The 13,983-nt window shown below is 59.0% G+C and carries 10 protein-coding genes; 4 read left to right on the top strand and 6 right to left on the bottom strand.

Annotated features, from left to right (window positions below; genetic code table 11):
* Positions 1-4: 4 nt before the first annotated feature.
* From AC3IR3_RS01110 to AC3IR3_RS01100, 3 genes are read right to left on the bottom strand one after another with little or no spacing between them, the layout of a single operon-like run.
* A complete protein-coding gene (locus AC3IR3_RS01110) occupies positions 5-466 on the bottom strand; it encodes a GNAT family N-acetyltransferase (RefSeq protein WP_489195228.1) in 462 nt (153 codons plus the stop codon).
* Between the two features lie 4 nt (positions 467-470).
* Positions 471-1,856, bottom strand: a complete 1,386-nt coding sequence (gene ntrC, locus AC3IR3_RS01105) for a nitrogen regulation protein NR(I) (RefSeq protein ID WP_489195227.1) — start codon at positions 1,854-1,856, stop codon at positions 471-473.
* Positions 1,849-2,862, bottom strand: coding sequence for a two-component system sensor histidine kinase NtrB (locus tag AC3IR3_RS01100; protein WP_489195226.1), 1,014 nt, complete (start codon positions 2,860-2,862; stop codon positions 1,849-1,851). The genes ntrC and AC3IR3_RS01100 overlap by 8 nt, the downstream gene beginning before the upstream one ends.
* Before the next feature lie 698 nt (positions 2,863-3,560).
* Between AC3IR3_RS01100 and AC3IR3_RS01095 the strand changes: the two genes are divergently transcribed.
* The 4 genes from AC3IR3_RS01095 (at position 3,561) to AC3IR3_RS01080 (ending at position 8,135) form a co-directional block, all read left to right on the top strand.
* Positions 3,561-4,517 carry a reverse transcriptase domain-containing protein gene (locus AC3IR3_RS01095; RefSeq protein ID WP_489195225.1) on the top strand — a complete coding sequence of 319 codons (957 nt, stop codon included), beginning with the start codon at positions 3,561-3,563 and terminating at the stop codon, positions 4,515-4,517.
* Positions 4,514-5,860, top strand: coding sequence for an AAA family ATPase (locus tag AC3IR3_RS01090; RefSeq protein WP_489195224.1), 1,347 nt, complete (start codon positions 4,514-4,516; stop codon positions 5,858-5,860). The genes AC3IR3_RS01095 and AC3IR3_RS01090 overlap by 4 nt, the downstream gene beginning before the upstream one ends.
* Before the next feature lie 42 nt (positions 5,861-5,902).
* Positions 5,903-6,982, top strand: coding sequence for a hypothetical protein (locus tag AC3IR3_RS01085; RefSeq protein ID WP_489195223.1), 1,080 nt, complete (start codon positions 5,903-5,905; stop codon positions 6,980-6,982).
* 77 nt (positions 6,983-7,059) lie between these two features.
* Positions 7,060-8,135, top strand: a protein-coding gene (locus AC3IR3_RS01080; RefSeq protein WP_489192523.1) for an IS3 family transposase whose coding sequence is annotated in 2 segments (ribosomal slippage) — positions 7,060-7,318 and positions 7,318-8,135 — 1,077 coding nt in all. Because the reading frame shifts where the segments join, the coding sequence is not laid out codon by codon here.
* 255 nt (positions 8,136-8,390) lie between these two features.
* Here AC3IR3_RS01080 and AC3IR3_RS01075 read toward each other — a convergent pair.
* Genes AC3IR3_RS01075 through AC3IR3_RS01065 form a run of 3 tightly spaced genes read right to left on the bottom strand, consistent with a single transcriptional unit; the run spans position 8,391 to position 13,559 of the window.
* Positions 8,391-9,617, bottom strand: a complete 1,227-nt coding sequence (locus tag AC3IR3_RS01075; protein WP_489195222.1) for a phosphorylase family protein — start codon at positions 9,615-9,617, stop codon at positions 8,391-8,393.
* On the bottom strand, positions 9,592-10,068 hold the full coding sequence (locus AC3IR3_RS01070; protein ID WP_489195221.1) for a hypothetical protein: 477 nt from the start codon (positions 10,066-10,068) through the stop codon (positions 9,592-9,594). Before AC3IR3_RS01070 ends, AC3IR3_RS01075 begins: the two co-directional genes overlap by 26 nt.
* A complete protein-coding gene (locus AC3IR3_RS01065) occupies positions 10,065-13,559 on the bottom strand; it encodes a hypothetical protein (protein ID WP_489195220.1) in 3,495 nt (1,164 codons plus the stop codon). The genes AC3IR3_RS01070 and AC3IR3_RS01065 overlap by 4 nt, the downstream gene beginning before the upstream one ends.
* Positions 13,560-13,983 lie beyond the last annotated feature (424 nt).

Here is a 13,983-nt window from a genome sequence, read left to right as displayed (position 1 = left end):
CCCGTCAGTCCAGCATCGCCTCGTACATGTAGTAATGACAACGCGCCATGCCCAGGCCCGCATACGTCGCCTGCGCCCGCTCGTTCTCCGTTTCGACGTAAAGTCTGATTCCCACGGCACCGGCACCCTCAGCCATGGCTTTCACATGGACGTACAGCTCACGAAACACGCCCGAGCGACGCGCGACCGGCACGACATACACGCTTTGGATCCACCAGAAATCGCCGTTGCGCCAGTCGCTCCATTCGTACGTGACCATCAGACAGCCCACCGGCACGCCGTCCATTTCGGCGACCAGATAGAACCCGCGACGCGGTTCGTCGAAGATCGCCGCGACGCCCTTCGCCAATACGTCGTCGTCGAGGCGCTTCGCCTCGGTCTCCCACGCCATCGCGGCATTCCACGCAGCGATATGGGCGGCATCGGCCGATTCGGCGCGACGAACGTAGAGGGTATTCAGCGGCATGATGTTATTCCGTCGAAGGACGCCGCTTGCGCGACGCACCGAGTTTGCGGGTAAGCGTATTGCGACCGACCCCAAGCGCCGCCGCGGCGTGCTGGCGATGGCCGTCATTGGCGATAAGCGCCGCCTGAAGAAGCGTGCGATCCAACGCATCGCGTGCACGCGCATGCACCTCCGTCTCACCCTGGGCCAGGGCATCCTCGACCCACCGGCGGAGCGCGTCGGTCCAGTCGGCATCGCGCGTGTCGCGCGCCGCCACGTCGCCGAGATCGGTCGCGAGAATTTCGGGGCCGGGCGCAATCACCGCCAGCCGTCTGCACAGATTTTCAAGCTCGCGAACATTGCCCGGATAATCGCGCTGCTCGATCAATTTCATCGCCCCACGGGAGAAACGCTTGGGCGGCAACTTCAGCTCGTTCGCGGCAGCCGCGAGAAAATGTCGCGCCAGCAGCGGAATATCGGCGCGGCGCTGACGCAGCGATGGCAGCGCGATGCGCACGACATCGAGCCGGTGTTTCAGATCGGCGCGGAAATGCCCACTTGCCACGCGTGCATCCAGGTCCTGATGCGTCGCCGCGATAATGCGCACATTCCCGCGCATCAACTCCCGGCCACCCACCCGATAAAACTCGCCGCCCGCCAGCACGCGCAACAGGCGCGTCTGCAAGGCGATGGGCATGTCGCCTATTTCATCGAGGAACAGCGTGCCGCCATCGGCCTGTTCGAAGCGACCGGCATGACGGCGCGTCGCACCCGTGAACGCACCCGCTTCATGGCCGAACAATTCGCTTTCCAGCAATTCGGAAGGAATGGCCGCCGTGTTGAGCGCCACGTAGGGATGTCCGCGTCGCGCACTTTCGTCGTGCAGCGCACGCGCCACCAACTCCTTGCCGGTGCCGGTTTCACCCGTGATCAATACATTCAGATCGCTTGCCGCCACGCGCCCGATCAGGCGAAACACTTCGCGCATCGCCGGACTCTCGCCGAGCAGCGCATGCCCATCCGTCGCTGCAACAGCCGGGGTCTCGACATCCGCAAGCGTCGCAAGCGCCCGCTCGACGGCCTCCACCGCCTGATCCAGATCGAATGGCTTGGCGATGTAATCGGCCGCGCCGGCACGATACGCCGCCGCGGTCGTGGCCACATCGGTGTACGCACTCATGACGATCACCGGACCGATACCGCGCGATGTCAGGTCTTCAAGCAGACGCAATCCATCCTCGCCCGGCATGCGCACATCCGTCAGCAACAACCCCGGCCGTCCTTCGGACAGCGCCGCGCGCACCGCATCGCCCGACCCGAATTCGCGCACGCCATGCCCCGCATCGCGCAACGCCTCGGCCAGCACGAAACGTACCCCACGATCGTCGTCCGCGATCCATATCTCAGTCATGGTGACGCTCCATGGGCAGGAACAACGAGAAAACCGTTTCGCCCGGTCGACTGGTGTAACGCAACTCGCCACCGTGTTCGCGCGCTATTTCGCGCGACAGCGCAAGACCGAGCCCCGTACCGTCCGGACGGCCGGAAACCAGCGGCTGGAACAACGAGTCGCGTATGGCATCGGGCACGCCGGGACCGTCGTCGACGATATCGACGCGCAACGCGCTACGCACCGTGCGCTCGCCAAGTCGCGCCCCGTGCTCCACACGCGTGCGCAACGTAATGCAACTCGCACCGGCCTCCGTCGCATTGCGCGCCAGATTCAGCAGCACCTGCAACAGACGATCCGCGTCGCCCGTCGAATCGGGAAGGCTCGGATCGAAATCGTGTTTCAGACGCGGCGCGTCCGGCTGCGCTTCAATCAGCGCCTCCAGACGTTCGAGCAATTCGTGCACATTGACCGGCGCGATGCGCGCCGCACCACCGTGCCGCAGCAGGCCATCGGCCAGAGCCGCCAGACGATCCGCCTCCGCAATCACCATCGCAGCCAACTGCTTCAGGTCCGCCTCCGCGACGCGACGCTCCAGCAACTGCGCCGCACCGCGTAAACCCGCGAGCGGATTCTTCACCTCGTGCGCGAAACCGCGCAGCGTCGCCGACAACGGCGTAGCCGCGGCATCGAGCCCCGCCGCCAACGGATGCAATTCCAGCAGGAGCTGCGAGTCGTCGAGCGGCTGCACCGCCAGATCGGCGGTCACCTCGCGACCACGCGCGATCCCGAACGTCACATTGCGCAGATTGAACGCACGCCGCTCACCCAATGCCCGAGCCAGTTGCCCCGGCAGCGAGGGTTCGCGCATCAGCAAACCCACGTCCTGCCCGACCGCCGTACGCGGCCCCACATCCAGCATTTCGCCCAGCGCGGGATTCAGCCAGACCACCCGCAACCCCGCATCGAGCACAGCCAGTCCCGTGCCCATCAAGGTCGTCAGGTCGTTCGGATCGGGTGCATGCATTGCACCAATGTAGGGATTTCCAGGTAAGGGTGCAAACTGGGAAAGGGGCCAATTTTTTGGACGGAATTGCATAGTTCCAGTTTGAACGAGCACTATGGTGAACGCGCCCGCGTAAATGCGAAGCGCACTTGGTCAGGGACGCGAGCTCAACTCGCGCCACCCCCATCAAACCGCGGCTGATTATAGTGCAACTCATTGATATGCCGCTTCTTTTTTGCGGGATGAGAATGCCCGAAACGCCCTTCCCTAGGTGTCGTTTTCGCCGTCGCCTGTGCTTGCCCGACAGAGAGGCCCGCTCTGGGCCAGGTCTTTGCCTTTTTGGCAAAGGCCACACGCGCTTAACTTCGGCGAGATGCAGTCCCGGCGCGCGTACCGCCAGAAAGCACATTGCCAAGGACCATAGAGCGCTGAGTCCTAAGATCGGGTGGGGCGAAGCGGATTGATCGAGTTGTAACGCGCGAGCGGTGGTCCGCAGGAGATGGCCGCCACTTGCATGCAAAAGGCAAGTGCGCTAGCGTTTTATGTATACCAGCGACCAGGAGTAGCTCCGGTCTAATGTCTGGTCCCTAGGGCGTTTCATCTATTTACGTATGCCCGGCCGCAGGTCTCCACCCGGCCGGGCATTTCGTATCCGCAGATCGCCAAGAGCAATCGGGTAGGCTTCCCGGCAACACTGCCCTTCCAAGGACGACTGATTCATGAGCCCCAGACCGTTACATGAGCTCTTTGACGCCATGTTTCATGGGAAGTATCGGTTTGATGAATTTTTGGAGCTTGATGCCAGCCAGCATTGCTCGCCGGTGCGATGGAACAGTCGGACCATCTACAAGGCTTCGCAGCAACTTCGCGAATTCCACTTCTTTCTAAACGGATTTTTATTGGATCACCTTCCAGTGAATGAAAGGGTGTCGTTTGCCTATCGAAAAGGTGCAGCGCTTCATCATGCAGTCGAACCTCATGCACATAGCCGTGCCTTCTATCGAACGGATCTCGAAAAATTCTTTGACAGCATCACTTCGGACCTGATTAAAACCACGCTGGAAAGCGCTGCGACGCCCATTACAGATCTACTGGTACACCTCGATCACATCATCGAACTGATGACAGTTGACGGCACTCTTCCTATCGGGTTTTCGACGTCTCCGGCGTTGAGCAACGCTTGCATGATTCGCTTCGACGACAAGCTGGAAGTGGCGAGCGCTGAGCGGCAGTGGATTTACACACGTTATGCCGACGACATCATGATCTCGGCACAAGGACGCGCAAGCCTGGGCGAAGTGGTCCACGTGATCGAAGATTGCCTGACCAACGAGCTCGGACCCGGCTTTCGTCTAAATCAAGACAAGAGCAAGCTAACGACGATTGGCAGGAAGGTAAAGATGCTCGGCCTCGTGATCATGCCGACTGGCCAAGTCACGATTGATCGGGAGGTGAGGTCAAAGATTGAATATCAACTCCACTTCTACGTGAAAGACCGCAACCGACTCGCCAAGATCTTTGAGGAAGACGCGAACGAGGGCATGCAGGAAGGGCTCGAAAGGCTGAGTGGGTTAATCAGTTACGCTCATTCAGCGGACCCTGCCTATCTGGCAAAATTGCGAGGCAAGTTTGGCATCACGGTGATCGATGGATTTCTGCACAGGTCGGTCTCATGAACAAGCTCACGGTGAGCCTCAGGTCCATCCAGCACATCGATAGCTTGACGTTCGAGGTGAACCTGACCACACATGGGTTGATTTGCCTTGTAGGTCGAAATGGCGTGGGCAAAACCACCCTCGTAAGAGCGCTAAGGAACCTGTCGAACTCAGACACGTTCCTGAAAACGGCGAGCCCAAGGGCCTTCACCGCCGTGAGTGAGATCACCTATGAGCTGGACGCCCATACCATTACATTTTCCTACGATCCTGCTCTGCGCTCCTTGAACTGCAAAGCGAACATCCCAAAACAGGCCCGACAACTCATATCTGCGGAACTGTCCATACCTCACGGTGCCCGGTTCCACTACTTCCAGAGCGCCAGCGAAGCAGATCTCGATATCAGAAAGGCTATCGCTCTTCGTAGCTATAAAAGCCCCGAGGAATTGATCGATTTCCTCGCCGCCGTCTATGATTCAGACAAGTATCAAAGCATGGCGGAGGTCAGGGTTAAGGGGAAAAACTATTACGCCATCGTCAAGGACGACGGCACCTACATCCGAGAGGACTACCTGAGTTCGGGAGAGTATTTTCTCGTCAATCTGTATCGCGCAATCAAGGGCTCGGCAAAGCTCATTGTCATCGATGAAATTGACCTTTCGCTCGACGCCGCGGCACAAGCTAAGGTTACCGCGTGGCTTCGCGAATTCTGCATCAGATATCAGTGCAAGGTGGTGTTCACGACGCACTCGCTAGCGGTGATGCAAACCCTCGGCGAGGGTGAGCTGTTCTATGTGGAAGGACTCGATGGCCACGTCTCAATCACAGAAGCATCGTTTAGCTATGTCAAAGCTAGGCTCTTCGGATTCACTGGCTGGGACAGATACATCCTCACGGAAGACGAAGTGTTACTTGGCTTCATTGAAGCGATCATTTCTGAATATTGCCCGAACCTTTTCTTCTCCTACAAAATCATCTTCGTTGGTGGTGGCTCGCAAGTCGTGAGCCTGATGAGGCATAACGAGAATGAGAACTTCTTGGCACCCCCCGAACAGGTGATTTCCATACTCGATGGCGACCAACGTGATGAAGCATTTGCCTCCTCGCCGGGCGTTCACCTGATTCCGATCGACAGCGTGGAAAAGGCACTTTTTTCCGACAGACAGTCCGATGCCAATTTCCCGTTCATGACCACACGAACCAACTTCAGTCGCCCGAAAGAGTTCTACAATCATCTCTGGCAAGCGCGCATCGCGTCCCAAAGTCAGATCTATCAATATCTGATGACGAAGAACACCGAGTCTTTGCAGCCCTTGGTTGAGATCTTTCGGTCATTTCTATACAACCCGGGACGGGAAGGCTAGTCGTAGGCACCTTCATGCGGAGCAGGTGAGAAAGTGACCGTCATGGCTTATTCCCCACTGATCGCCTATGCGGCCGCGCCAGCACCAGCGCCCGCCCACGATTACACTGTGCTGATTTCGATCATCACCGTCGTCCTTACCCAGGCAGTAGCACTCTTTATTTTCTGGCGCAGCGGTCGGCAGGCGAAGATCGCCGATAGGGAGAAGCGCGCCAAAGATGCCAAGAAGGACGTGCTGCTGGAAGTAGCGCCCTTGATCCAACAGATCTACGTGTCACTGGCTGAACTTACTGAGCCGACTGCGCGTGTAGATCAGTGGACCCAACGGTTGACCGAAGCCAACGGCGCGATCGCCAAACTTACGGCCGTGGCTAATGATGACACTCTGGCGGCTGCCCGCGCAGCGATGACGGCCATGGGCGTCGCGATGGTGAGACTCATGAAGAGCCGCATTGAACTTGCGTCCGACCCGAATGCTTATAAGAAGTTGATCGCCTGCTGGCATGCGCAAACCGCTCCCATCCCGGATCTGTTGGCGGACTTCTCGGATAAAGCCCGCAGGGAGATCGACCTGAGCTTGGACCAGAAACGGTTCGCCGACGGTTTGAAGAAGTCTCGCGACGACATGCATCAGGAGATCCAGGCGTTGATCCAAACCGTAGAGACCTTACAACCCGGTGACGCTCAAAATCAGGCGCCGGAGCAGCCTAACCACTTGATCAGTCTACCCTCCCTGCAGCCTCAGAACGCTGACACCATCCAGCCTGCTGACTTGGCATCGGGACAGCCCACGGCACCTGCGGTCAGCGAGCTCGTGCAACTGCGCCAACGCTCACTCTTCTGGGAATACAAATTCCTCAACATGTTCCTGGTTTATCGCACCCAATGGATGTTGGGGTGGCTCATAGACCAACAAGCCCGCGGACAACAAACGCCTCTGGCGGCATTCGATGCAGAACTGGCCGGACAACATGTCGCAATGGAGGAACGCGTCGCCGTGCTCCAAGCCCTTGAAGCCCATCTACTGGTGACACGGGAGAATGACCTTTTGAGAGTCACGGACAAGGGACTGGATTACGCTCGTTGGCGGGGGCCTTTGGCTCAACCTTCTGCCTCAGCGTGATGGTCAACCCGACGTTCCCCCAGATTTGAGTAGCACCCCGGTTTCGAGTTCAATCCCCCACGAGAAGGAGATTGGACGTGAAGAAGCGTTTTTCCGAAGAGCAGATCATTGGTTTCCTGCGTGAAGCCGAGGCCGGCATGCCGATCAAGGATCTGTGCCGCAAGCACGGCTTCAGCGAGGCCTCGTACTACCTGTGGCGAAGCAAGTTCGGCGGCATGAGCGTGCCCGAGGCCAAGCGGCTGAAGGACCTGGAGTCGGAGAACGGCCGCCTTAAGAGGCTGCTGGCCGAGCAGCTTCTGGAAAATGAGGTCATCAGGGAAGCTCTGCGAAAAAAATGGTGAGCGCACCGGACCGGCGCGAGCTGGTGCGTTATCTGATCGGCAAGGAACTGAGTGAACGCCGGTCGCTGGCGATCGCCGGCATGAGCGCAAGCGCTTACCGATACGAACCGCGGCCCGACCCCAACGTCGAGCTGCGCGAGACGATCTGCGCGCTGGCTAATCGCCATAAACGCTACGGCGTCGGCATGATCTACCTCAAGCTCCGCCAGGCCGGACAGATGGTCAATTACAAGCGAGTTGAGCGCCTGTACCAGGAGGCGAACCTGCCGGTGCGTCGGCGCAAAAGGAAAAAGGTGCCTCCGGCCGAAAGGCAGCCACTGCTCCGGCCCGCGGCCGCGAACGAGGTTTGGTCCATCGATTTCGTCTTCGATCGCACCGCCGAAGGGCGCGTCTTGAAATGCCTGACGATCGTCGATGACGCCACGCATGAAGCTGTCGCCATCGAGATTGAGCGGGCGATCTCAGGTATCGGCGTAACGCGTGTCATGGATCGCCTGGCCGTCACTCGGGGGCTGCCGAAAATCATTCGCAGCGACAACGGAAAAGAGTTCTGCGGCAAGGCCATGGTCGCATGGGCGCACGAACGCGGTGTGCAGCTGCGATTGATCGAGCCTGGCAAGCCAAACCAGAACGCATACATCGAATCGTTCAACGGAAGGCTTCGCGATGAATGCCTCAACGAACATTGGTTTCCCAGCCTGCTGCATGCCCGAACCGAGATCGAAAACTGGCGACGGGAATACAATGAAGAGCGACCGAAGAAGGCACTCGGCGGACTGACTCCCGCTGCTTACGCGAAACAGTTACATTAATCCCGGACTCAAAATCGGACCGCTACTGAAGGCGGGGGGACGTCGAACCTACCCCCTGATCAAGCCGAGAACAACAACGAGCGCCGGTTCTCGTCAGAGCGTGCAATGGGACCCGCATCCGTGACCGCCCCCGGCTTGCGCCATGTCCGTGATGAGAGGATCGCCGGATGAGATGCCAGGCTCGCGGAATCGAGAATTCGTTCTCCGGGGTGCGGGGTCCGAGGATATCTCGACCGATCAATTCAGCGGCGCACGCTAGCTGACCGGCGGACAAAAATCCGCCGCATAACGCTCCAGGAACTCGCGCCCGACTGCACCGCTCATATGCGCCGCAAAACCTTGGATATCGTCGTTCTTCGATGCGTCAGCAAAGTCGCAAACCGCCTTGATGCCACATACCAGTGGACGGGGCCAAGATGCGGATGCTGCCGCGCAAAAAACGCCATACAGCTCCATTTCAATCGCCAAGGTCTTTCTTTGTTGCTTAAGAATCTCTTGTACGATGGCGTCATCGGCCAATACTGCCGATCCACTACCAACCGGTCCCCGCCGCAGGCGCGGAGCTGCCCTGCGTTCCCCCTGCCACGTCATGGTCAGGTCCTGGATTTTCACCGCATCGCGAGCCAACAGATCCCAGCGCGACATAAGGGCGGGCTCGGCGCTCAAAAAATGCGGATCCATCGCAAAGCCAGACGCATTGGCACCGCCAGTGTGCTTGCCGCTTTGATAGTCCCAGCACGCGTCGGCAAAAATGACGTCACCAAGATCGGTCTTGCCATGGACTCCCGCGCAGATTCCAGGCATCACTACGATTTTCGGACGAAGGGCCTGAATGAGCTTCGCCGAAAGCACGGCCGCGGAGACCATGCCCATCCGCAGCGCAGTTGCGCCAGCAACGCTGATCGATCGCCCTTTGCTCGAAAACTGTCCTCGAGCGTAGTAGTTGGCATCATCAAAGGGCTCATCGGATTCCCATGTCCACCCGCGTTGAAACGCTGCCATTTCCGACTCAAGCGCTGCGACCACGAGCACATCAACAGGGGCAGGAGCGGTATGGGTATTGTTCTCGCGTCCAACGAGATAGCGGACCGACGCGGCGAGCACGGGCAAGTAAGCATTGTTGACCTCGTCGGCGCGCAACACGCACCACGAGTATCGCTCGAAAAACTGAATGACCGCTTCCTTAGCATCCGCGTACGCCGTGATGCCGATGATCTGGCCCGGGCGATGCAATGCGTCGGTCTCCGTGAGTTCAACCAATAGCGCTTGGGACGTTTGCACATCTGGCTCGGATTCTGGCCTCTGTCGCAGCACCAAATCTATTATGAGCAGGTCGTAATGGGTCGCCTTGAGGCACTGCCGCGCTTCCAGCCCTGTTGTCGCAGTGTGGATAGCGTCCCGTGAAATGCCGCCATCTTTCATGAGATGGTCAATCACGCGCGCCAACCGAATGTCATTATCGTCGACGATGAGTATCTTCACTTAGAATCCCTTCAATTGATTCCTTAAGAGCGGTTCGCCAAGCAGGGCTCGTCGAGCCGCTGTAGTGAATCATGGCGCGAAAATTTTCAGGGTGTTCCAGCTGAAGACGAGCCTCTACCTTACTCACCGCCACATGCTTGCCGCCCTCAGAAAAATAACCGTACTGAGTGACAATGACCACGGGACAGCTCACTTCATAAAATTCCATGAACCGCAATACCTCCTCGCCGCCAAGATTCTGTGCCCGGCCACCCTTTTCACCCGGCCCGACATCAAAGGTCGGCAGCGACATATCGAGTACTAAGGTGGACACACCGCCTTGGCGCATACGGGTGATGGTCGAACGGACCGATCGTGTTCGTTCCAATTCCGCATGTGGGAAGCTCGCGCCGATAAACTCGGCGATGCTCTCCAGCTTAGGGCTCTCGTCGTCGGCGATGAGCAACTTCACGGCGCATCCTCCAACTCCCGATACGCGAAGGTGGGCACCTCGGCAAATACCTCAAACGTATCGGCGGTCGCACTGAACTCAACGCGGCCTCGAGCCCCCATCGTGACGATGCTCGCAATCTTGTGCAGCCCAGAGCCCTTATCGTGACGGGCACGAACTTGCTCATCGGCGATTTCGATTCGCAGCCGCTCAAGCTTCCCTTGCACCTCAGCTAGCGTACCTTTCGGCACGAAATCATTGCGCATCCGGAGAGTGATGTAACCCGTCTGCGCATTGACCCCTGTTTCGACCCATACGTCAGGGTGGTGCCCCGCCCCGGCGTGCTCGGCCACATTGCCGAAGGCCACATACAGTACGTCGATGAGATAAGGGAAGGTCTGCTCGCTGACCGTAGCCTGTAAATCGCCCGCGTGCGTGAGCTTCGGATTGAAATTACGCGTCACGGCACGCACCGATGCGTCGGCAATGGTGACCACCTCGGCGAGCGTGTAGGTCCGTGGAGCCAGGTCCGCAGGATCGAACCAAAGCGACGCGGAGGTCACCGCTGCTTGCATAGCTGCCGAGGCGGCGCCTGCTGCGGAATCGAACGCAGCGCGCTCATCATTGCTCGTCAAAATCTGACGTGCGCGCCCTCTTAAGGTCTCAAATTGCGCCGACACGAAATGCAGTAGGTCGGTTCCAATCATGTCACCGACGGCAATCAAAGACGGGCGCAACTGGCGCCGATGGAATGCCAGAAGCCAACGAATGAACAAATCCAGCGGAGGCTCGGCCTCTGCAACTGCTGCGATGGCCGCGTATTCCTTGCCCGTGAGTTTTACATCAATCATCCCGGCCGGTCGCTCCTCGCTGCGCACGTGCAACAACACATCGCGCAAGCGAATGAGGTGGTCGTCCACAGCGCGACTGAAGGAAACGATGGCATCCGTAAGCGCCGCACGCTGACTGATGTCGGAGACTGTGTCTGCCCAGGTGTCGTGCCGGAGGTACGTGCCGTCCTCCGTGCGCTGGGCAACCAGACCGTCTCGCTCCGCTGGTGAACGAATGAAGCCAACGATCGAGCCATGACGGATGCGCTTACTGAGGTAACTGTCCAAGCCGTGGGGCACGTTGAAGAGAAACTGTTGAAGAGAGCGATATGCCATCGAAATCATCAGCTCGTCGGACTCCCGAACGGATAGCGCGAGCATGTTCTTGGCCTGTGATTCGCGCTTGATGATCTCTTTGATCGCCAATTCGAACTGCTCAGACGACCGCGCGTCATTCTTGTCGAGGGACTCATAGCGCTGATAGCTCTCAGCAATTTCCTTCTTAACCACGTGGAACAGTGCATCCATGTCCACATGCACTCGACTGCCGTCAAAGGTTTGAAGCCCCTCCTGAATAGTCAGCTCCCGTGAAATCACCAGCACTTCAGACTCCCACGCCAGACTGTTTCGCGGGTCGATTGCCACCAATGCGCCGCAAATGTTTCGCCGCTCTTGCAGTACGTCAATCGTCCGCTCTAGCTCCGGCAGCATGTCCAGCATGGGCGGCGTGCAAACGCGACCGAGAAAATAGCTAATTTGCGGGTTGGCAATGTCGATGGCGGACCCGTCCAGCTGAGAAGGCATTGTTAAGCCGTTCGTTCGCAGGAAGGTTTCCAGCGCGAACCTGCGATAGGTTTTAATTCTATCGTCTGCCGTTTTGGCTGAAATCAGGGACATAGCGTTCGACAGCTCGACCGAAGCAGCGCCATCCTTCAGATCGCGCCATACCACGCCGTCGAACACCTGCTGCACAGGAAGAGCCGCCGGGTCAACGTTTTGGTCGATGACTTGAGCAGCAAGCAGGTGCGCCGCGGCGGTGATTTCGCCTTCGCCGGCTAACAAAGTGAGCACCAGGAACGCGGCTTGATTGCGCGCCCATTCGGCGCGGGCAGCCCCGCCGTCAGCCCACCTCGATTGTGCCTCCCCGACGCGACTTGTCATCGCGGCCGAAGCTACATCGGCAAACCAGCGCGCGTCGGGCATGAGCAGATCGGTATCGGACGGCAAGCCGTGGATTCGGTCGACGAACTCGAGCGTTGCTCCTGTAGGTATAGCGCGTCGAATCCGCTCATAGGTGACGTTCGTATCGGCTGCTATGGCATCAATCACCCCACTGACGGCTATGGTCAGCGCGGCAAGGCCCAATTTCCGTCGGACCTCCATGGGAACCGGGCTGTACAAGGCGGACAATAAGTGTCGGACCGCCGCGCCAGTGTCAGTGCCCGCAAAGACATGGCCGTGCTTGCGTGCATAGTCGCCCACTGCAGTGCGCTCAGCGGTCGAAGTTTGGCGCTGGCGAAGAATGCCGTAGCCCACGGCACGAACAAGATTGTATCGATGATGGCGAGGTGTCCGTGGCCGTATGGCGTGGCTGTGCCGGCGCAGCCGAGACGCGTAGACACCGCCGACGGCTAAGAGATCGTGTGTCGCGATCTGTCCCATCACGTCATTGAGTGTGAGCGACTGCCCCGCGATGACGCGCTCGAAACGGCCAGGCTCTAAGGTCGTGGCGATCGAAACCTGCTCGGGTTGTCGAATCGCAGACGCGACAAGCTTGCGCAGGCGTGGGTCATCCACGGCCCTCAACGACTCCAAACACCTGGCGAGCGTGGCTTGTTCCGCCAGGTCAATCGGATGGACGGCGACCTGCTGCATGACCCGGACCAATGTTTCGTACTGATCAATGGGGTTGTGATTTTGCTCGATGCGCAGGACGGCTGCTGCATCCTTCCGATCATCCGGAAACTCATCCAGCAGCTTGTATTTGAGATAGGTGCGAATCGCACCGCTCGGCAGTCGGGCTAAGCGCCTAGACATGTCGTCCGTGAACCAGCCGATGGACGTCGTGGGCTCCGCGCGTTGGCTCACATAGAACGCGTAGAAAGCCAACACAGATTTAGGAGAAATGTCCCGTAATGCCTTGGTGATACGCTTTTGTTCGTCCTTGCCGCTATGAGCCTGCACGACCGGCACGCGAAGGCCCGTTGACCATAGCGAGCGACCATGGACCTCTTCATGTTCGTCCAAGGCAGCTAGCGCGGCCGCCCAATCCATGGCTTCGATAAGCGCATCCAGTTGACTGCGTCGCGCCACGTGCGCGCTCAGTTGCGAAGCGTCATAAGACAGGCGCACCGCCAGCCACTGCAGTTCGCGATCAAATGTTACAGCGTTGGGTTCAACGAGGCCGCGCAAATAGGCATCGCCGATTGGGAAACGGTTAAAGCGCGCGCGCTCCAAAGCGGTGGCTTCGTGAAGCAGTCGGAAAAACCCAGCAGCCGACTCGGTGATGCGGTCGGTGCGCGACTTAAGGATCGCGTATTGCAACCCGGTGCGAAAATCGGCAGCGCGTTCCAAGTCCGAGATACCGTATTGCGAGGACCGTGCCCGGCCGATGATGCCCCGGATCTGGGCAGTCATCGCGACACCCTCGGTCCGAACTGATTGCGTGCGTTCCCCTGCCATGTGAGTCTCCTTGCCCCTGTCTTCGAAGTGTAGCCCCCCTCCCTTCTGGTCGGAAGAGAGCATCACCACAATCAACCGGACGATCCCAATGAACGCGACACCGCCCAGCCGAACCACGCTCACCCTCGTCGCGACCGGTAGGAGCGCGCGTGAAGTGACGGGGTCTACAATGCCGCCTCAAGCCACACCCTCGACGGCAAGTACGTGCCCGGCATAAGCTCGGCGCCACGGCCTTGAGGGCCCGCAGCAAGGGAGCGCCAGGCTCGTGCCCAAGTCATGCATGCTGTATTTCCCGGACAAGCGCCGACTGGCTTGCTTGCTCGTCATGACTTTCGCCGTACCCGCGATGGCCGAGCCGCCGCCATGGTTCAACGCGATGAGCGCTTATCGTTTGAGCAACGCGGGCCCGAAGGAAGTGCCGCGC

Source organism: Luteibacter sp. GL_149, from assembly GCF_057834065.1.
Note: the sequence above shows the minus strand (reverse complement) of the source record. Positions and strands in the feature narration are given on the sequence as shown.

Coding starts and splice junctions, on each gene's coding strand:
- AC3IR3_RS01110 (WP_489195228.1), bottom strand. CDS start 466: ATGCCGCTGAATACCCTCTACGTTCGTCGCGCCGAATCGGCCGATGCC.
- ntrC (WP_489195227.1), bottom strand. CDS start 1,856: ATGACTGAGATATGGATCGCGGACGACGATCGTGGGGTACGTTTCGTG.
- AC3IR3_RS01100 (WP_489195226.1), bottom strand. CDS start 2,862: ATGCATGCACCCGATCCGAACGACCTGACGACCTTGATGGGCACGGGA.
- AC3IR3_RS01095 (WP_489195225.1), top strand. CDS start 3,561: ATGAGCCCCAGACCGTTACATGAGCTCTTTGACGCCATGTTTCATGGG.
- AC3IR3_RS01090 (WP_489195224.1), top strand. CDS start 4,514: ATGAACAAGCTCACGGTGAGCCTCAGGTCCATCCAGCACATCGATAGC.
- AC3IR3_RS01085 (WP_489195223.1), top strand. CDS start 5,903: ATGGCTTATTCCCCACTGATCGCCTATGCGGCCGCGCCAGCACCAGCG.
- AC3IR3_RS01065 (WP_489195220.1), bottom strand. CDS start 13,559: ATGGCAGGGGAACGCACGCAATCAGTTCGGACCGAGGGTGTCGCGATG.